Source organism: Streptomyces justiciae, assembly GCF_015163075.1.
GTDB lineage: Bacteria > Actinomycetota > Actinomycetes > Streptomycetales > Streptomycetaceae > Streptomyces > Streptomyces justiciae.
The window spans coordinates 605,283-624,601 of record NZ_JADDXU010000001.1; the positions used below are offsets into that span (position 1 = coordinate 605,283).

At 70.4% G+C, this 19,319-nt stretch carries 17 protein-coding genes and 2 tRNA genes; 15 read left to right on the top strand and 4 right to left on the bottom strand.

Features of this window, described 5'->3' with window-relative positions; all coding sequences use genetic code 11:
• Nucleotides 1-23: 23 nt before the first annotated feature.
• From IQ210_RS02655 to IQ210_RS02665, 3 genes are all read left to right on the top strand, one after another.
• Entirely contained in the window at nucleotides 24-1,310 is a 1,287-nt protein-coding gene (locus IQ210_RS02655; RefSeq protein ID WP_194076459.1) for a glutamate-5-semialdehyde dehydrogenase, read from the top strand.
• Between the two features lie 168 nt (nucleotides 1,311-1,478).
• Nucleotides 1,479-2,057, top strand: a complete 579-nt coding sequence (locus tag IQ210_RS02660; protein WP_455431956.1) for an SCO2584 family spore wall biosynthesis protein — start codon at nucleotides 1,479-1,481, stop codon at nucleotides 2,055-2,057.
• Between the two features lie 100 nt (nucleotides 2,058-2,157).
• Nucleotides 2,158-3,231 (top strand): SCO2583 family membrane protein, encoded by a 1,074-nt coding sequence (locus tag IQ210_RS02665; RefSeq protein WP_194076461.1) that lies wholly within the window; start codon nucleotides 2,158-2,160, stop codon nucleotides 3,229-3,231.
• Between the two features lie 117 nt (nucleotides 3,232-3,348).
• Here IQ210_RS02665 and IQ210_RS02670 read toward each other — a convergent pair whose 3' ends face one another.
• On the bottom strand, nucleotides 3,349-4,434 hold the full coding sequence (locus IQ210_RS02670; protein ID WP_194077066.1) for a M48 family metallopeptidase: 1,086 nt from the start codon (nucleotides 4,432-4,434) through the stop codon (nucleotides 3,349-3,351).
• Nucleotides 4,435-4,558: 124 nt separating this feature from the next.
• On the opposite strand from IQ210_RS02670, the gene IQ210_RS02675 reads away from it, so the two are divergent.
• From IQ210_RS02675 to IQ210_RS02705, 7 genes are all read left to right on the top strand, one after another.
• Nucleotides 4,559-4,720, top strand: a complete 162-nt coding sequence (locus tag IQ210_RS02675; RefSeq protein ID WP_097264001.1) for a hypothetical protein — start codon at nucleotides 4,559-4,561, stop codon at nucleotides 4,718-4,720.
• Nucleotides 4,721-4,835: 115 nt separating this feature from the next.
• Complete coding sequence (locus IQ210_RS02680; protein WP_097263999.1) at nucleotides 4,836-5,000, top strand: hypothetical protein; 165 nt, start codon at nucleotides 4,836-4,838, stop codon at nucleotides 4,998-5,000.
• A gap of 58 nt (nucleotides 5,001-5,058) precedes the next feature.
• On the top strand, nucleotides 5,059-5,697 hold the full coding sequence (gene nadD, locus IQ210_RS02685; protein ID WP_194076462.1) for a nicotinate-nucleotide adenylyltransferase: 639 nt from the start codon (nucleotides 5,059-5,061) through the stop codon (nucleotides 5,695-5,697).
• Nucleotides 5,698-5,713: 16 nt separating this feature from the next.
• A complete protein-coding gene (locus IQ210_RS02690; protein ID WP_194076464.1) occupies nucleotides 5,714-7,447 on the top strand; it encodes an LCP family protein in 1,734 nt (577 codons plus the stop codon).
• Between the two features lie 130 nt (nucleotides 7,448-7,577).
• Nucleotides 7,578-8,024, top strand: coding sequence for a ribosome silencing factor (gene rsfS, locus IQ210_RS02695; protein ID WP_194076473.1), 447 nt, complete (start codon nucleotides 7,578-7,580; stop codon nucleotides 8,022-8,024).
• A complete protein-coding gene (locus IQ210_RS02700) occupies nucleotides 8,021-8,695 on the top strand; it encodes a histidine phosphatase family protein (RefSeq protein ID WP_194076476.1) in 675 nt (224 codons plus the stop codon). Before rsfS ends, IQ210_RS02700 begins: the two co-directional genes overlap by 4 nt.
• 75 nt (nucleotides 8,696-8,770) lie before the next feature.
• Nucleotides 8,771-8,843, top strand: a tRNA-Ala gene (locus IQ210_RS02705).
• Nucleotides 8,844-8,890: 47 nt separating this feature from the next.
• On the opposite strand, the gene IQ210_RS02710 is transcribed toward IQ210_RS02705, so the two are convergent.
• A complete protein-coding gene (locus tag IQ210_RS02710; RefSeq protein ID WP_194076485.1) occupies nucleotides 8,891-10,264 on the bottom strand; it encodes a cytochrome P450 in 1,374 nt (457 codons plus the stop codon).
• Nucleotides 10,265-10,751: 487 nt separating this feature from the next.
• Between IQ210_RS02710 and IQ210_RS02715 the strand changes: the two genes are divergently transcribed.
• Complete coding sequence (locus tag IQ210_RS02715; protein ID WP_019523121.1) at nucleotides 10,752-10,985, top strand: hypothetical protein; 234 nt, start codon at nucleotides 10,752-10,754, stop codon at nucleotides 10,983-10,985.
• Between the two features lie 114 nt (nucleotides 10,986-11,099).
• A tRNA-Ala gene (locus tag IQ210_RS02720) sits at nucleotides 11,100-11,172 on the top strand.
• 110 nt (nucleotides 11,173-11,282) lie between these two features.
• On the opposite strand, the gene IQ210_RS02725 is transcribed toward IQ210_RS02720, so the two are convergent.
• Both IQ210_RS02725 and IQ210_RS02730 read right to left on the bottom strand, forming a co-directional pair.
• Nucleotides 11,283-12,896 carry an NADH-quinone oxidoreductase subunit NuoF family protein gene (locus IQ210_RS02725; protein ID WP_194076488.1) on the bottom strand — a complete coding sequence of 538 codons (1,614 nt, stop codon included), beginning with the start codon at nucleotides 12,894-12,896 and terminating at the stop codon, nucleotides 11,283-11,285.
• A complete protein-coding gene (locus IQ210_RS02730) occupies nucleotides 12,893-14,182 on the bottom strand; it encodes a cytochrome b/b6 domain-containing protein (protein WP_228046709.1) in 1,290 nt (429 codons plus the stop codon). The genes IQ210_RS02725 and IQ210_RS02730 overlap by 4 nt, the downstream gene beginning before the upstream one ends.
• Nucleotides 14,183-14,596: 414 nt before the next feature.
• Here IQ210_RS02730 and leuS point away from each other — a divergent pair, with 414 nt between their 5' ends.
• The 3 genes from leuS to IQ210_RS02745 all read left to right on the top strand — a co-directional run bounded on the left by leuS (nucleotide 14,597) and on the right by IQ210_RS02745 (nucleotide 19,266).
• Entirely contained in the window at nucleotides 14,597-17,473 is a 2,877-nt protein-coding gene (leuS, locus tag IQ210_RS02735; protein WP_194076490.1) for a leucine--tRNA ligase, read from the top strand.
• 131 nt (nucleotides 17,474-17,604) lie between these two features.
• Nucleotides 17,605-18,348, top strand: coding sequence for a hypothetical protein (locus IQ210_RS02740; RefSeq protein ID WP_228046710.1), 744 nt, complete (start codon nucleotides 17,605-17,607; stop codon nucleotides 18,346-18,348).
• A 72-nt stretch (nucleotides 18,349-18,420) separates the two neighbouring features.
• A complete protein-coding gene (locus IQ210_RS02745; RefSeq protein WP_194076494.1) occupies nucleotides 18,421-19,266 on the top strand; it encodes a DegV family protein in 846 nt (281 codons plus the stop codon).
• Nucleotides 19,267-19,319 lie beyond the last annotated feature (53 nt).

Sequence of the window (19,319 nt, forward strand, 5' to 3'; positions counted from 1 at the left end):
GTACGGCGCACTACCCTTCCCTCATGACCACGCTCTCGCCGTACGACTCGATGTCCCCGGTCACCCAGGCCGCCTACCGTGCCAAGGCCGCCGCCGCCGACCTCGCCCCGCTGCCGCGGGCCGAGAAGGACGACGCGCTGCTCGCCATCGCGGACGCGCTCGAGGTCCGTACGAGCGAGATCGTCGAGGCCAACGCCAAGGACATCGCCAAGGCCCGCGAGGCCGGCACCAGCGAGACCGTCATCGACCGGCTGACCCTGACCCCGGAGCGCGTGCGCGCCATCGCCTCCGACGTCCGGGACGTCGTCGCGCTGCCCGACCCGGTCGGCGAGATCGTCCGCGGCTCCACCCTCCCGAACGGCATCGACCTGCGCCAGGTCCGCGTCCCGCTCGGCGTCGTCGGCATCATCTACGAGGCCCGGCCGAACGTGACGGTCGACGCCGCCGCCCTCTGCCTGAAGGCCGGCAACGCGGTGCTGCTGCGCGGCTCGGCCTCCGCGTACGAGTCCAACACCGCCCTGGTGCGGGTGCTGCGGGACGCCGTGGGCGGGGCGGGGCTGCCCGCCGACGCCGTGCAGCTGGTGCCCGGCGAGAGCCGCGAGAGCGTGCGCGAGCTGATGCGGGCCCGCGGCCTGGTCGACGTGCTCATCCCGCGCGGCGGCGCCTCGCTGATCCGGACCGTCGTCAGCGAGTCGACCGTCCCCGTCATCGAGACCGGCACCGGCAACTGCCACGTCTACGTCGACGCCCACGCCGACCTCGACATGGCGATCGACATCCTGATCAACTCCAAGGCCCAGCGCCCCAGCGTCTGCAACGCCGCCGAGACCCTCCTCGTCCACCAGGACATCGCCCCCGAGTTCCTGCCGCGCGCCCTGGACGCCCTCGCGGAGGCCGGCGTCACCGTGCACGCCGACGACCGGGTGCTGGCGTACGCCAAGGACTCCGAGGCGACCGTCGTCGAAGCCACGGCGGAGGACTGGGAGACCGAGTACCTCTCCTACGACATCGCCGCCGCCGTCGTCGACTCCCTGGACAAGGCCGTCGAGCACATCCGGCTGTGGACCTCAGGGCACACCGAGGCGATCGTCACCACCTCGCAGCAGGCCGCCCGCCGCTTCACCCAGCTGGTCGACTCCACCACCGTCGCCGTGAACGCCTCCACCCGCTTCACCGACGGCGGCCAGTTCGGCTTCGGCGCCGAGATCGGCATCTCCACGCAGAAGCTGCACGCCCGCGGCCCGATGGGCCTGCCGGAGCTGACCAGCACCAAGTACATCGTCACCGGCGACGGGCACGTACGGCGCTGAGGCGCGGACGCCGCTGAGACATGGACGGCGCTGAGGGCGTGCGCGCCTGCGCATATGCGTGCGGCACGCGCGGTCGGCGTACGCCTGTGCGCACGGGAGACGTCTCACCCAGCGGATGAATTTCCATACCGTCTGCCCAAATTGACCCCCCAGGTCTACTCTGGATCCGTGCCGGAGGACGTGGGGGGCACGCCGTTCCCTGACGGCTGGGAGCCCGACGACGACCACGACCGCGGGGTGTCGGACGAAGAGTTCGCCTCCGTGGTCTTCGACGAGGCCTTCATCCGGGCGGCCGTGGTGCACGAGCCGACCGCCGTCGAACGCCTCCTGGCCGCCGCCCAGGCGAGAGCGGAGGCCTCCGAGGCCGAGGCCCGCCGGGCCCACGGCCGCGGCGAGCGCTACGACGACGGGTACGGCACCGACGGCCGAGCCGGTTTCGGCCATGATCCCGAGCTCGACGACCTGGACGACACGGACATCCTCGAAGGCCGCTACGGCGCCCCCGGCACCTACGGCAAGCAGGTCCGCTGGCACCGCCCCGTCGCCTGGATGCTCGCGCTCGTGATGGGCATCGGCATGGTCGCCCTCGCCTTCACCGCGGTCTACCGCGGCGCGTCCTCGAACAACCGCGACCAGGTCCCGCCCCCGCCCGCCTCGACCGGCCTCGAACAGGGCAGCGCGGCGGCCCCCTCCGCCTCCGCCGACTACTCCCAGCCGGCCTTCTCGGCGGTCCCGAAGACGCCCTGACAGCTTGCCGGCCATGCGCTGACGATCCTGGTGAGAACCTGTCAGAACTTGTCGTGCGGCGGGGCGTTTACCTGAGCTCCCGGAGACCTACTCTGAAGATATGGGAGGGCCTGGAGAACCACCTGAGGGTGCACCCGAGGGCGGCCCCGGGGGTGGTGAGGACGAGTACCGATCCGTCGTCTTCGACGAGTCGTTCGTCCGTGCTGCCCGGCTCCAGGAGTACTCCGCGCAGGAGCGCATGGCCGACCACGCCCCGGCCGTCCGACGCCGCCCGCCGATGCGCCGGGGACTGTCCCGGCAGGCCCTCGTCCTCGTCCTGCTGATCGCCCTCGCCTTCGGCACGGCGATCTACATGGGCGTACGGCACCCCTACCAGACCCCCGCCGCGGTACGGGACGTGTCGCTGCCCCTCCAGACGACCGTCGTCCCGCTCGCCCCGGTCGGCAAGGTGCCGGGCGCGGCCGACCCCGAGTACCTGTACGACCACAGCCCCGCCGCGCAGTTCCGCATCGGCGCCGCCGGGATCACGCTGCCCGCCGCGCGCGACACCTCGCACTTCTCCGAGACCCAGGTGATGAGCGCGCTGGACACGGTCAAGGAGTACCTGGTCCGCTCCGCGCTCTACCCGGAGGTGCTCACTGGCGGCGAGACCCGGCCCGTCCGCGTCCTGCTCCCCGCCGACCAGCACCTCCAGTTCGACGAGAGCCTGAGCCATCCGGCCGCGGACGGGCGGCACGCGGTGACCGGATGGCTGGTTCGCTTCGACGCGAGGAGCGTGCAGCTGGCCGACCCGCAGATCCGGGTGCGCGGGACGCTGGCCGTCAGCGAGACCGAGTCCACGATGCTCGAGGTGACCGCGGACCACACGTACGTGTACGCGCTGCGGCCCGCCGGGGCCGATGCCAAGGCGGAGGCCTCGCTGTTCACCGTCCGGCGGGAGCTGCACTTCCGGTTCGACCGGGAGGACGTGCGGCTGCATCAGGCGCAGTTGTCCACGTCGTACGTGCAGGCCGGGCCGTTGTCCTGCGGGGACAACGCGGCGGATGTGCTCAGTCCGTTGCTGGCGGGGCAGACGGCGAAGGCGGGTGGGCCGGTGGGGACCGATCCGTTCGCCACGGATCGGGCTACGGCGGTTTGTGGGACCTTGGCCGCGGGGGCGTTGCCCAAGGGGTGACGCCGGTGGTTTGTGCCTAGGCGCCGTTGGGGTTCTGCGGTGTGGCAGGTGCGGGTTGTGTGTGGCTTGTCGCGCAGTTCCCCGCGCCCCTAAGGGCGTCACCTCCCCCGGCGTTTGTCAGTCCTCGTCCGGTTCCCTCGGGGGCTGGTCCTTCGGGTTGGTGGTCGTGAAGCCGCCGAAGCCTCGGCGGACCCTGCCGCCCAGGTCGCCCGCGCCGCCTGCGATGTCCGTGACCAGCTTCATCAGGGGGTCCTTGGAGGACTTGACGTGGGTGGCGTAGTGGGACGCCGACTCGCGGAAGGAGTCCGTGACCGAGGTGTCCTTGTCCTCGGTGCGGCGCGGGTAGTGGCCGTCCATCAGGCGCTGGTAGTCGCGGGACTCGGACCACTTCTTCAGCTCGGCCGCGCGGATCGTGGTGAAGGGGTGGCTGCGCGGGAGGACGTTCAGGATCTTCAGCACGCTGTCGCGCAGGTCGCCGCCCGCCTCGTACTCCTCGGCCTGCTTCAGGAACGCGTCCACGTTCATCTCGTGCAGATGGTGGCCGCCCGCCAGCTTCATCAGGCCGCGCATCGAGGCCTGGAGGTCCTGGCCGACGAGCAGGCCCGCGCGGTCCGCGGACAGCTCCGACTTGCGGAACCACTCGCGCAGCGCGGTCACGATCGCCATGATCGCGAGGTTGCCCAGCGGGATCCACGCCACCCGCAGGGCGAGGTTCGTCAGGAAGAGCAGGATGGTGCGGTAGACGGCGTGGCCGGACAGGGCGTGGCCCACCTCGTGGCCGACGACGGCGCGCATCTCCTCCTCGTCGAGCAGCTCGACGAGGCCGGTCGTCACCACGATGATCGGCTCGTCCAGGCCGATGCACATCGCGTTCGGCTTCGGGTCCTGGCTGACGTACATCGGCGGGACCTTCTCCAGGTCCAGGATGTAACAGGCGTCCCGCAGCATGTCGTTGAGGTACGCGAACTGCTGGTCCGAGACCCGCACCGAGTCGGACAGGAACAGGAGCCTCAGGCTCCGCTCGGGCAGCAGGCCGCTGAGCGCCTTGAAGACCGTGTCGAACCCGCTGAGCTTGCGCAGCGCCACCAGGGCGGAGCGGTCGGCGGGGTGTTCGTACGCCCGCGAGGAGATCCCGGGGAAGCGCCTGCGCTGCCTGCTCGGGACGTTCTCGTGTCCGTTCTGCTCGTGGCCGTCGTCGGACATGTCTTCCCCCATGTGCGTGAGTGTGGTCCTTTGCGGACCCTTGTGCGGCCCTTTGCGCCCCCGAAGCAGAGCCCAGCCTAGGCGGAGATACGGTGGACGGGCAGTACAGCGAAGGAGTCCCGTCATGGAGCACAGCCCCGCGTCCGCCTGGCTGACCGAAGCCGCGAACGCAGCCCAGCAGGAAGGGTCGGGGTATCTGCTCCGGGTCGTACTGGTCGTGATGGTGGTGGGCTGTGTGCTGACCGCGTGGTTCCTGCTGCGGGGCTACAAGCAGAAGGACGACTGAGTCGGGCCGGAAGTTCCGTCGCGGTGCGCCAACGGCGGAGTCGGCGTGATCGCCGTCGAGCCGCCCGCTTACGATGGGCCGACATCTTTATCCCGCCCACACCGGATAGGTCCAGATGAGCTTCCACAGCACCGCTGCCCAGTTGGTCACCCTTGCCGCCGAGGGCGAGGAGCACGGCGGCAACCACGAGAGCCTGAGCCCCTACCTCACCGGCGGTGGCGCCTTCGTCGTCCTGCTGCTCCTGCTGTGGATCACCACCCGCTTCAACCGCGACCGCTGAGCCGCCGAGGGCCCGGGGGAGACCGGCCCCACGGAACGGGCCGGTAGGGTCTGCACGCATGGGAGAGCAGGACATGCCTACCGGCCCGGGCAACGGCCCGACGAACCCCGGCAAGCGCCGTCTCGGCGTCATGGGCGGGACGTTCGACCCGATCCACCACGGACACCTCGTGGCGGCCAGTGAGGTCGCCGCGCAGTTCCACCTGGACGAGGTGGTGTTCGTACCGACCGGGCAGCCGTGGCAGAAGAGCCACCGCAGTGTCTCGCCGGCCGAGGACCGCTATCTGATGACGGTCATCGCCACCGCCGAGAACCCGCAGTTCTCGGTGAGCCGCATCGACATCGACCGCGGCGGACCCACGTACACCGTGGACACCCTGCGCGACCTGCGGGTGCTCAACCCCGACACGGACCTCTTCTTCATCACCGGGGCCGACGCCCTCGCCCAGCTCCTCACCTGGCGGGACACCGAGGAACTGTTCTCCCTCGCGCACTTCATCGGCGTGACCCGGCCGGGCCACCACCTGACGGACGCCGGGCTCCCCGAGGGCGGTGTCTCTCTCGTGGAGGTTCCCGCGCTCGCCATCTCCTCCACAGACTGCCGTGCGAGAGTCGCCAAGGGCGACCCGATCTGGTACATGGTGCCGGACGGAGTCGTGCGCTACATCGACAAGCGCGAGCTGTACCGCGGCGAGTGAGCCGAGAGGGGCACCGGTGAACGACCGATACGACGCGGGCCACGGCGGCGACCGCGACCAGTACCAGCTCGTCGGCTACGACGAGTACGGCCGGCCCGTCTACCGGCAGGTGCCCCAGCAGCAACAGCACCAGCAGCCGTACGACCCGTACGCGCAGCAGTCGCAACAGGGTTACGGCTACGACCCGTACGCCGCCGGAGCACAGCAGCAGACGGGGCAGTACCCCGCGCAGTCGTACGACACCGGCACCCAGCGGCCCGTACCGCCCTACGACCCGTACGACACCGGTCAGCACAACCCCGTGCCGCCCTACGACCCCTACGGGGGCGCGCAGGGCGGGGCGCCGGCAGCCCCGTACGACCCCTACGGGCGGGCCGCGACCAGCGCGCAGCAGCCGCGGGTCGCCGAGCAGACCGCCTACATCCCGCAGCAGGCCGGCCCGGCCGAGGAGCGCTCCGACGAGGCTGAACGGGACTACCACACCGGGCAGTTCGCCTTCGTCGAGGAACCCGACGGTGACTCCGAGGACGTCATCGACTGGCTGAACTTCACCGAGAACCGCACCGAGCGCCGCGAGGAGGCCAAGCGCCGCGCCCGCAGCCGGCTCGTCGCCCTGGTCGTCGTCCTGGCGCTCACCGCGGTCGGCGGCGTCGGCTACCTCTGGTACGCCGGGAAGCTGCCCGGACTGTCCTCGTCGTCCGACTCCGGGACCGGCACCGGCACGTCCGCCGCCGCCCAGAACCGTGACGTGATCGTCGTCCATCTGCACAACACCAAGAGCGGCGGCACCTCCACGGCGCTGCTCGTCGACAACACCACCACCAAGCAGGGCACCACCGTCCTGCTGCCCAACTCCCTCGCCCTGACCGACGACGACGGCACCACGACCACCCTCGCCAAGTCCGTCGAGGACGACGGCTCCTCCGGCACCCGCGACGCGATCGACACCGTCCTCGGCACCCAGATCCAGGGCACCTGGCGCCTGGACACCCCCTACCTGCAGAACCTCGTCGACCTCGTCGGCAACATCGACGTCGACACCAACACCGACGTGCCCGACCCGGCCGCCAAGAAGAAGGGCACCGCGCCCCTGGTGAACAAGGGCGAGGACCAGACCCTCAGCGGCAAGACGGCCGTCGCCTACGCCACCTACCGCGCCTCCGGCGAGGCCCAGAACGCCCAGCTGGAGCGGTTCGGGCAGGTCATGCAGGCCGTGCTGCGCAAGCTGTCCTCCGACGCGGGGGCCGCCACGACCACCGTGCAGACGCTGGCGCAGATCCTCGACCCGTCGCTCACCGACAAGGACCTCGGCACCTTCCTCGCCAAGCTCGCCGACCTCGCCAAGGGCGGCGACTACAAGACGGCGCTGCTGCCCGTCCAGGCCGACGGCACGCTCAGCGCCCAGGCCAGCGACAGCGTGGTCAAGGACGTCCTCGGCGGCACCGCCAAGAGCCCCGACAAGGACGCCGCCGTCCGCGTCTCGGTCCAGAACGCCAGCGGTGTGAAGGACAACACGGAGAAGGCCCGCGTGGTCCTCCTCAACGGCGGCTTCACCTTCCTGGAGGGCGGCACCGCCTCCGGCACCCAGGCCGCCTCCAAGGTCGTCTACGCCGACGCCGCCGACAAGGAGAACGCCACCGAGGTCGCCAAGACCCTGGGCCTGCCCACCAGCGCCGTCAGCAAGGGCAAGACCACCTCGAACGCGAACGTCTCCGTGGTCCTCGGCCAGAACTACGACCCGTCCTCGTAGCGGCACCCGGAAGGCCGGGTCGCGGACGCCCGTGACCCGGCCCCACCTGGTGGTCCCTTAATCACATGGGGTGCGCTCGGCGGTCCGTGAGACCCTTGAGGTCAAGTGACCGCCGACCGAAAGCCGTGTAGTGACCGCCACTGACCGCTCCATCGAGCTCATCCACACCGCCGCCCAGGCGGCCGCCGACAAGCTCGCGCACGACATCATCGCCTACGACGTCAGCGACGTGCTGTCGATCACGGACGCCTTCCTGCTGGCCTCCGCGCCCAACGACCGCCAGGTCAAGTCGATCGTCGACGAGATCGAGGAGCGCCTGCAGAAGGAGCTCGGCGCCAAGCCGGTCCGCCGCGAGGGCGACCGCGAGGCCCGCTGGGTCCTGCTCGACTACGTCGACATCGTCGTCCACGTCCAGCACAGCGAGGAGCGGGTCTTCTACGCCCTGGAGCGGCTGTGGAAGGACTGCCCCGAGCTGGACCTGCCCGAGGACGCCAAGGTCACCCGCGGCAAGGCCGAGGAGCACGCCAAGCTGCAGGCCGCCGAGGAGTCCGCCGACCTCGGTGGTGACTGGCGATGAGCGCCACCGGTGAGGTGACGGACGCGAAGCGGGGCGGCCGCGGCCGCCGCGTCATCCTGTGGCGGCACGGCCAGACCTCCTGGAACGTGGAACGCCGCTTCCAGGGCACCACGGACGTCGCCCTCACCGAGGCCGGCATCGCCCAGGCCCGCCGCGCCGCCCGGTTGCTCGCCTCCCTGAAGCCCGACGCCATCGTGGCCTCGGACCTTCAACGGGCCGCGCACACGGCCGCCGAGCTCGCCGTGCTCACCGGTCTCGACGTCAGCCACGACGAGGGCCTGCGCGAGACGTACGCGGGCGCCTGGCAGGGCCTGACGCACGAGGAGATCATCGCCTCCTACGGCGAGGAGTACGCCGCGTGGAAGCGCGGTGAGCCGGTCCGCCGCGGCGGCGGCGAGCTGGAGACCGAGGTGGCCGACCGCGCCGCCCCGGTGGTGCTCCGGCACGCCGACAAGCTCCCCGACGAGGGCACCCTCGTCGTCGTCAGCCACGGCGGCACCATCCGTACCACCATCGGCCGTCTCCTCGGCCTGGAGGCCCGGAGCTGGGAGAGCCTCGGCGGCCTCTCCAACTGCTGCTGGTCCGTCCTCGGTGAGGGCGCCCGCGGCTGGCGGCTGCTCGAGCACAACGCCGGCACCCTGCCGGAACCCGTGCTCGGGGACGACGACTGAGCGGATTTCACTTTCTGGCAGGTCGCAGGCTAAAGTTCTTCTTGTTCGCCCCGCCGAGCGGGAAGAACAAAGCTCGGGGCTATAGCTCAGTTGGTAGAGCGCCTGCATGGCATGCAGGAGGTCAGGAGTTCAATTCTCCTTAGCTCCACAGCGAGATCCCGCCGGACCGATCAGGTCCGGCGGGATCTTCGGTTTTCAGGAGAAGGCCATGGCCAGTCTGTCCGGCTTGACGGTAATGGCCGTCTCGGCGCGGGGCGGGCGGGAGACGAGGCGCAGGCGGGGCCAGGTCTCCAGGAGGGTCGCGAGGATGATCTGCATTTCGACCCAGGCGAAGTTCTCTCCGATGCACTTACGGCGGCCGTCCCCGAAGGCGAAGAACGAATCACGGGTCGAGGGCAGACGGCCGTCGGCCCAGCGGTCGGGGTCGAAGGCGGCGGGGTCGGGGAAGTGGGCGGGGTCGTTCTGGTGGAGGTACGGGCTCCACACGACGTCGGCGCCCCGGGGGATGCGGTGTCCGCCGAGCTCGATGTCCCGGGTGGCGGTCCGGGTCACCATCCAGGCCGGCCCATATTTCCGGACACCCTCCTGGAGGACCTGCCGGGCGTAGGGAAGCCGGTCGAGGTCCTCCTCGCGCAAGGGCCGGCCGGCGCAGACCGCGGCCAGTTCGGCACGCAGCCGCTCCTCGATCTCGGGGTGCCGGGTGAGCTCGTACAGGGTCCAGGCGAGGGCGGTGGCGGTCGTCTCGATCGCCGCGTTCATCAGGGTGATGGCCTCGTCCTGGAGCTGCTCGCGGGTGAACTGGTCCTCGGCCGCCTTCAGGGTCTCGAACAGCCCGGCCTGTTCGTCGCCGGCGGCCGCCTGGTGGGGGCATCCGGCCGCTGCCGCCGGGTCGGGTGCGGAGGGTGTGTGGTCGATGGCCTGGTCCATGAGGACGCGCAGCCGGGCGATCCCGCGGGCCTGGGCGCGGTTCGCGGGCAGCGGGAGCCGGGTCACCCACGGCGGCAGGACGGTCTGCCGGATCGCCCCCTTCATGAGCGCGGGCATGAGAGTGGTGAACTCCCGCTGCAGGTGCGCGGGGAGGTCAGCGCCGAAGAGCGCGACGAGGAAGGCGGCGAGTGTGACGTCGTTCATGTCGGCGAACACGTCGCGGAGTTGACCCTTCTGCCACGCTCCGACCATGGACCTGGACTGCTCGATCATGGCCGTGCGGCGGGTGGCGATGTGGGCCTTGTTGAACATGGGCTGCATCAGCCGGCGGTTGCGCAGATGGGTGTCGCCGTCTCCGATCGTGGCGAGGCCGTCGCCGAACACGCCCCGCAGGACGTCGAAGATCTTTCCCCCCTTGGCGAAGTGCGCTGCCTCGGTGACCAGTACGGTGCGGGTGAGCACGGGATCGGTGACGACGTAGGCGGGGGTCGGCCCCAGACGTATTCGGACGACGCTGCCGTGGTCGCGCAGTGATGAGATGAACGGCAGCGGGCTTCGCACCAGATGATGGGCGTGTCCGATCAACGGCAGCCCGCCAGGGGCGGTCGGGACGGGGGCGGGTACGGCGGGGGAGGCGGTCACGGCCTTGGCACTCCTCGTGTCAGGGTTGATTGCGGCCGTAGTTTCTGCCCCGCTTCGCCCGGTGGAATGCCGACGTGAAGTGATCTTCACGGCACGTCCACGGCACGGTTCTTCAATCGGCTTGAGTCACTTGGGGTCCCGCAGGCGTATACCTCTGCGGAGGCGCTTCGGGTGTGCGTTCGCGCTGGCCGGGACCGCCGCGGTGGGCGTCGTGTCCGGACTGGTACTGAGGCGTCGCTGACCGTATTGGTCCGGCCGTGGCAGAATCAAACGGCCGGAAGGGGGCGCGGCCCGACGGGAGGGAGTAGCGATGCCTGCGAGCATCCTCGAGGAGGTCGACGGCCTTCTCGGAGCAGTGTTGACACGGGACACCGTCACCCGCCTCATCTGCCCTTCCTGCGGTTCCCTCCACGTCGCCCAGGTTCTCGGTGACAACGGCGGAATCTCCTACGTGTGCACGGCCTGCGGCCACAGCTGGAGCTGATCGATGGGTGCACACAGGCGAAAGTGCGACTGGTGCGGCAGCGGGACGCCGATCGTGCGGGACATGGAGCCGCTCAATCCCGACTACCAGTACTGGTGCGAGGAATGCGCGCGGGCGCTGATCATAAAAGGCGACCCGATCGAGACGTACCGCGAACTCGAGGGCGAGCCGATCTACGGCCGGCTGCTCGAAGAGCACTGCACGCTCAAGAGGTTCTACTCGTTCGTCACCGCGTGAGGCCCGTCGTCGGCGGGCCTCAGGGTGCCTCGGGGAAACGATTTGGTGTTCCACCCGGGGGACCGTGTAATGTTGGCGTCGCCGCCGGGGGAAACCGCGGAGGACACCAAGCAAGGGGCTATAGCTCAGTTGGTAGAGCGCCTGCATGGCATGCAGGAGGTCAGGAGTTCAATTCTCCTTAGCTCCACAGAAAGGTCCCGCCGGGTCGAAAGATCCGGCGGGATTCTTGCGTTTCCAGGGGCAGTTGACGCTACGAGGGGCCCGTCCGCGTTCGGACGGGCCCCTACTGTTGTCGGCTCAGCGACCCAGCGCCCGGCGGCCGCGGCCCTGGGAGAGGACCGGGAGGTTGCGGGACTGGCCGTTGTCGCGGGGCGCCGACTCCTCCAGGCGCAGGGCGAGGGCGGGGCAGCGGCGCACCGCGCGCAGGGCCTTCGCCTCGGCGTAGCGGGGGACCTGGGCCTGGGCGACCGTGGGGAAGCCGTCGGCGCCGAGTTCGAAGACCTCCGGGAGGATGTCGGCGCACAGGCCGTGGCCGCGGCACAGCGTCCAGTCGACGTAGATCTTCTGGCGGCTGGGGCCGCTCTCCTCGGCCTCGGCGCCGCCGGGGATGCCCGTAGGTGTCTTGCCGCCCTCGAAGAGCGGCAGAACGCCCTCCACGGGCCGTCCGCAGCCGTTTCCGAGGACGTGGGCGGCGAGGTCGTCGGTGAACGCCTTGATGGTCGACTCCAGGAACATCGCGGAGCCGTCCGGGTGCGAGCACGCGCCGCGCCGCTTCACGTTCTTGGCGACCTGCTTGAGCGCCTCCAGGGCGGCCGGACCGCCGCCGTTGAGGATGTCCTCCATGCCGCGCGCGGCGGCCGGCAGCCCGAGGTAGCAGGGGCCGCACTGGCCCGCGCTCTCCTCGGCCAGCCACTTCGCCACCATCAGCGACTCGCCCAGCGGGCAGGTGTCCTGGCTGATCGGCAGGATCGCGCCCGCGCCGAGCGAACCGCCCACCGCGTCCAGGGAGTTGCGGGAGACGATCGCCTCGTTGACCGTCGCCGCGTCGATCCACTTGCCGTGGTAGCCGCCGGTCAGCACACCCTGGGGGACCGGCGGGGCGCCCGCGAGCTGGAGGACGTAGCGCAGCGGCACGCCCGTGGGGACCTCGATGACCATGGGGCGGGCGACCGCGCCGGAGACCGTGAGCATGACGGTGCCCGGCTCGTCGTACAGGCCGGTGTTGCCGTAGCGCTCGGGGCCGATGCGGGCGGCGATCGCCAGTTGCGCGAAGGTCTCGGCGTTCGACAGCAGGGTCGGGGCGCCGCCGACGCCGTTCTGGGAGGCGCTGACCTTGCGGCCGGGCGGGATCGCCGGGCCGCCGTCGATCGAGCGGATCAGCGAGGCCGCCGCTCCGGTGACCATACGGACGGGATTGCGCTGCACACGCGCGCGGAGAGCGGATCTACGGCCGTTGCTCAGACCGCGTTCGGCGAGTGCGGCCTCCATGGAGCGCTGGGTGGACTCCCGGGTGACCCCCACCACGAGCGTGCGGGCACCGAGGGCCTCGGCGGCCAGCAGGGCGCCGTCCAGGATGAGGTGCGGGGCACGGTTGATGAGCACCGTGTCCTTGCGGCAGGCCGGTTCGTCCTCGCTGCCGTTGACGACGACGACCGGTCGTACACCGCGCTTGATGGCCGCCTCGGCGACCGAGCGCAGCTTCTTGTGGAAGGGGAAGCCCGCGCCGCCGCGGCCCTTCAGGTTGATGTTCTCGGCGAGCTTCGCGAGTTGCTCGCCGCCCATGGGTTCGAGCGGCCCGTGCACCTTCAGGTGCATGGGCAGATCGAGTCTTTCGACAAGGTCGAAGCCCGACGTGAGCTGGGGAAGACCGACCACGCGGACTTCTGGGACGTCGGGCAGGGCCTCGTTCACCTATAGCCTCCGGAAGGCATGTTCCAAGGTTCGCCCGAGCCCGGTGCACCGAAGTCGTAGGACTCACCGGGCGTTGGATCAGTGGCGGGACCGCTGTTGTACGTGTCGTTCGAGTAGTACGTGCCGGAAACGGTGTTCGACTCACCGGTGTCGTACACGTCACTCGTGCCGTATCCGGACGTGTCCGCATTGCGGTAGGTCGGGATGTTGTATCCGGTGTCCTGGAGCGGGTCGTAGGCGGACGGGGGTGCCTCGCCGACCGGGGGTGGCGACGGGATCGGCCAGCTGCCCGAGGTGCTGCCGCCGCTGTCGTAGCGGGGCATGGCCTCGGTGGGCTGCATGTCCATGGGCAGGTCCATGCGGGCGGTCTGGTCGGCGCCGTACGACGGTTGTTGCGGGATGCGCGGGGTCGGGGTGACGGCGCGGTAGGCGGCCGCGAAGCCGTTCGCGGGTTCCGGGGCGGGGGCGGGGGTGTCGTAGGAGGCAGGTGCCGTGCGGGGCTGGGCGGGGCGCGCGTTCTCGTAGCCGGGCAGCGCGGCGGAGGAGGCCTCGGCGACCCTGGCCCGGCTCGCGTCCAGCTCCTCGCGGCCCGGCCGCTCCTCGGTGCCCAGGATCGCCTGGATGCGGTCGGCGACCTTGCGCTTGACCGGGCGGGGCGCCGCGCGCAGGGCGAGCGCGGCCATGACGCCGGCCAGCGAGAGGCTGTAGAGGATCACGAAGATCGGCTTCGCCTCGCGACCCGCGTAGAGGCCGTGGACCAGGGCGAAGCACCAGGCCGGGTAGGCCAGCATGTGCATGGCGCGCCAGCGGGCCGCGACCGGTGCCGGGGAGGCGAACTGGTTGCGCAGGGCGCCGGTGATGCCCACGAAGATCATCAGCAGCCCGGCCAGCGAGCCGAGGCCGATGAGCCCGGCGCTGCCGGTGACGCCGAGCGAGAACGGGATGATCGCGGCGATCAGCTGGGTGTGGTCGAGGGCGACCTTCGTGGTGATGTGCAGCAGCAGGAAGGCGATCGAGCCGACGGCGGTCGTGCGGTGCACGGCCTGGCCGATGATCCGCTGTTTGGGGTTGAGGAAGATCCGGTCCTGCGCGACCAGACCCCAGATCACCGAGCAGCTGAGGGAGACGAGGGACAGCACGCCCGCGCCGAAGTTCAGGAAGTCACGGACCGTGTCACCTCCTACCAGCACGAACACGGGTATGAAGAGCAGAACGACAGCCGTCGCCATGCCGTAGGCCGAGCGGCCGGGCCGGGGGAGCGAGCTGTTACTTCGACGAGGGTTCATGGGGGCAACTCCGAGCAGTTCGGGAAGGCGGTCCCGCTGCCGCACTCTAAGTGGAGCCATACCGATCGGTACGGGGTTTGAGTTATTGCGCTGTTACCAAAAGGCTGTGTGGTCGTTGTGTTGTCCCTTAGGGGGCGTTACGCGAAGTAACTTTTGACGTTTGTTCAGTTCGGTACCCGATGTCCGGGGCCATAGGAGGCATACGTATGTGCGTCGCGGCTTGCTCAACGGCTGCGGTACCCTGACGCCATGCGTGCCGTACGCCTTCTGCTTAGCGAGCCGCGCTGATCAGTCCCGACCGCCGGACGAGCCGGCCGGTCGGAGTCAGCGCGGCGTCCCCTCCTGTGCGAGGGGATTTTTCGTTTCCGGAACGAGACAGCCGCTGGCAGAGACGATCGATGGAGCTTGAGGATCATGAGCGAGACGAACCCCGCCGCTGCCGCCGAGGTGGCCGCGCCGCACCGCTACACGGCCGCCGTCGCGGCCGAGATCGAGGCACGCTGGCAGGACTTCTGGGACGCCGAGGGTACGTACGCCGCACCGAACCCCAAGGGTGACCTGGCGGGCGACCCGGAGCTGGCCGCCAAGCCCAAGAAGTTCATCATGGACATGTTCCCGTACCCCTCCGGTGCGGGCCTGCACGTCGGCCACCCGCTGGGCTACATCGCCACCGACGTCTTCGCCCGCTTCCAGCGGATGACCGGCCACAACGTCCTGCACACCCTGGGCTTCGACGCCTTCGGCCTGCCCGCCGAGCAGTACGCGGTGCAGACCGGCACGCACCCGCGGGTCTCCACCGAGGCCAACATCGAGAACATGAAGACCCAGCTGCGCCGGCTGGGCCTGGGCCACGACAAGCGCCGGTCGTTCGCCACGATCGACCCCGAGTACTACAAGTGGACCCAGTGGATCTTCCTGCAGATCTTCAACTCCTGGTACGACGACGAGGCCAGGAAGGCCCGCCCGATCGCCGAGCTGGTCGCCCAGTTCGAGTCCGGTGAGCGTGCGGTACCCGGTGGCTCTTCCTGGGACGCGCTGACCGCCGCCGAGCGTGCCGACGTCCTGGGCGAGTTCCGCCTGGCCTACGCCTCCGACGCGCCCGTCAACTGGTGTCCAGGCCTGGGCACCGTGCTGGCCAACGAGGAGGTCACCGCCGACGGCCGCTCCGAGCGCGGCAACTTCCCCGTCTTCAAGGCCAAGCTGCGCCAGTGGAACATGCGCATCACCGCCTACGCGGACAGGCTGCTGGACGACCTGGACGCGCTGGACTGGCCCGAGGCCATCAAGCTGCAGCAGCGCAACTGGATCGGCCGCTCCGAGGGCGCCCGCGTCGACTTCCCGATCGACGGCGAGAAGATCACCGTCTTCACCACCCGCCCTGACACCCTGTTCGGCGCCACCTACATGGTGCTGGCGCCCGAGCACCCGCTGGTCGAGAAGTTCACCCCGGCCGCCTGGCCCGAGGGCACCCACGACGTGTGGACCGGCGGTCACGCCACCCCGGCCGAGGCCGTCGCCGCGTACCGCGCGCAGGCCGCCTCCAAGTCCGACGTGGAGCGGCAGGCCGAGGCCAAGGACAAGACCGGCGTCTTCATCGGCTCGTACGCCACCAACCCGGTCAACGGCGAGCAGATCCCCGTCTTCATCGCCGACTACGTGCTGATGGGCTATGGCACCGGCGCGATCATGGCCGTCCCCGCGGGCGACCAGCGCGACTTCGAGTTCGCGCGCGCCTTCGAGCTGCCGATCACCTGCATCGTCGAGCCGACCGACGGCCGCGGCACCGACACCTCCACGTGGGAGGACGCCTTCGCCTCGTACGACGCGAAGATCATCAACTCCTCCGGCGAGGGCGTCTCCCTGGACGGCCTGCCGGTCGCCGAGGCCAAGGCGCGCATCACCGAGTGGCTGGAGCGGTCCGGCGTCGGCGAGGGCACCGTCAACTTCCGGCTGCGCGACTGGCTGTTCAGCCGGCAGCGCTACTGGGGCGAGCCCTTCCCGATCGTCTACGACGAGGATGGCATCGCCCACTCGCTGCCCGAGTCGATGCTGCCGCTGGAGCTGCCCGAGGTCGAGGACTACTCGCCCCGCACCTTCGACCCGGACGACGCGGACACCTCCCCGGAGACCCCGCTGTCCCGCAACGAGGACTGGGTCAACGTCACCCTGGACCTGGGCGACGGGCGCGGGCCGCGGAAGTACCGGCGCGAGACCAACACCATGCCCAACTGGGCGGGTTCCTGCTGGTACGAGCTGCGCTACCTGGACCCGCACAACGACCGGCAGCTGGTCGACCCCGAGATCGAGCAGTACTGGATGGGCCCGCGCGCGGGCCAGCCGCACGGTGGCGTCGACCTGTACGTCGGCGGCGCCGAGCACGCCGTGCTGCACCTGCTGTACGCGCGCTTCTGGTCCAAGGTGCTGTTCGACCTGGGCCACGTCTCCTCCGCGGAGCCGTTCCACAAGCTGTTCAACCAGGGCATGATCCAGGCCTTCGTCTACCGCGACATCCGTGGCTTCCCGGTGCCCGCCGAGGAGGTGGAGGAGCGCGACGGCGCCTTCTACTACCAGGGCGAGAAGGTCACCAAGCTGCTGGGCAAGATGGGCAAGTCCCTGAAGAACGCGGTCACCCCCGAGTCCATCTGTGAGGAGTACGGCGCCGACACCCTGCGGCTGTACGAGATGGCCATGGGCCCGCTGGACGTCTCCCGGCCGTGGGACACGCGCGCGGTGGTCGGCCAGTTCCGGCTGCTCCAGCGGCTGTGGCGCAACGTCGTCGACGAGACGACCGGCGAGGTGACCGTCGTCGACACCGAGGCCGACGAGGACACCCTGCGCGCGCTGCACAAGGCCATCGACGGCGTACGGCAGGACCTGGAGGGCATGCGGTTCAACACCGCCATCGCCAAGGTCACCGAGCTGAACAACCACCTGACCAAGGCGGGTGGCGCGGTGCCGCGCCCGGTCGCCGAGTCGCTGGTGCTGCTGGTCGCGCCTCTGGCCCCGCACATCGCCGAGGAGCTGTGGCGCAAGCTGGGGCACACCGACTCGGTGGTCCACCAGGACTTCCCGGTCGCCGACCCGGCGTACGTCGTGGACGAGACCGTGACCTGCGTCGTGCAGATCAAGGGCAAGGTCAAGGCCCGCCTGGAGGTCTCGCCGGCCATCTCCGACGAGGAGCTGGAGAAGGTGGCGCTGGCCGACGACAAGGTCGTGGCTGCGCTGGACGGGGCGGGCATTCGCAAGGTGATCGTGCGGGCGCCGAAGCTGGTGAACATCGTTCCGGCGTAAGACCCCTTAAGGGTTGGGTACGGGCAGGTTCGGGGTTCTTCTGGAACTTCGGGCCTGCCCGTCGCGTTTACCGTTGAAGAGCGGCGCGGAGCCTCGCGCCCGGTCGGAGGAGGAGCGTTGTGGAGGCACTGATGGCGATCGTCGCTCTGCTTTTCATCCTCTTCCTGGTGCTCGGCGCCTACGCCACCGTGAAGGCCGTCGGCGCCGCCAAGCGGGGCGTGGACCGCACGATCACCCAGGCCCGGCGCACTGTCGAGGACCACACCCTGCGCGCCAAGTCCATGGTGCAGCCCGGCCCCGCGGGCGAGGTCGCCCAACTGCGGCTGAAACTGCGCACCTCCATGCGCGCCACCCAGGACGCGCTGCACGCGGGCGTGGCCGAGGACGAGTCCCTCAAGGAGTCCCTGGCCCTCTTCGAGCGGCTCAGCGCGCACGGCCACGAACTGGACGGCGAACTGCGCCGACTGGAGTCCGAACCGGATCGCGCGACCCTCGCCGAGCGGCTGCCCGCCCTGCGCGAGCGCACCGAGACCATCACGCGGTCCGCGGACTCCCTGCGCTGGGCCGCGCGTGACCGGGCCCGCCGTTTCGCGGACGACGACCTGGACTCGCTGAGCACCCAGATCGACATGGAGGCCGGCGCGCTACGGCACTGGACGACCGCCGAGCCGTCGGGCCCCGCCGCGGCGCAGTCCTCGCCACCGCCCTGGCCCGAGGCCCCGGCCGCCGACGCCCCGAGCTCCCGGCAGACCTGGCCGGAGACCCCGCAGTCCCGTACGGCCGAGGAACCGACACAGACCGCCGCCATCACTCCGCCCGCCACCCGTCCCACCTACCCCTGGCAGAAGAAGCCCCGCCCCGAGAGCACGACTTGATCCGGCCACGGCCCTCCCGGCCGGGAGGGGTCGGACTGCCGCCCGGGCGCTACGCCAGGTAACCTCCAGCTCATGTCCCGCCATGTCGCGATCGTCACCGATTCAACGGCCTACCTGCCGCCGCGGACGATGGAGCGTCACGGCATCACGGCGGTACCGCTGACCGTGGTCCTCGGCGACCAGGCACTCGAAGAGGGCACCGAGATCTCGACCCGGTCCCTGGCCCAGGCGCTCCAGAAGCGACGCCCGGTCACCACCTCCCGCCCGAGCCCGCAGCACTTCGCGGAGACCTATCGCAAGGTGGCCGAGACCGGTGCCACCGGAATCGTCTCCCTCCACCTCTCCGCCGAGCTCTCCGGCACTTACGACGCGGCCGTTCTCGCGGCCCGCGAGGCGCCGGTGCCGGTGCGGGTCGTGGACACCGGGATGATCGCCATGGCGCTCGGCTTCTGCGCGCTCGCGGCGGCCGAGGCCGCGGAGAGTGGCGGCACCATCGACGAGGCCGTCACCGCCGCGGAGAAGCGGGCGTCCGGCACCTCCGCCTACTTCTACGTCGACACCCTCGACTATCTGCGCCGCGGTGGCCGGATCGGGGCGGCGCAGGCACTCCTCGGCTCCGCCCTCGCGGTCAAGCCGCTGCTCCAGCTGCAGGGCGGCCGCATCGAACCGCTGGAGAAGGTGCGTACGGCGTCGAAGGCGATCGCCCGCCTGGAGGAGATCGTGGCCGACCGTGCGGGCAGCGCCCAGGTCGACATCGCGGTGCACCATCTCGCCGCCCCCGACCGGGCGTCGGCCCTGGCGGACCGGCTGCGGGCGCGGGTGCCCGGGCTGGCGGACCTGCATGTGAGCGAGGTCGGGGCGGTGATCGGGGCGCATACGGGGCCTGGGTTGTTGGGGGCTGTGGTTTCGCCTCGGTGACGATGGCTTGGTCGGGGCGTGGTGGTCGGTCACTCGTGTGGGTGGCGGAGTTA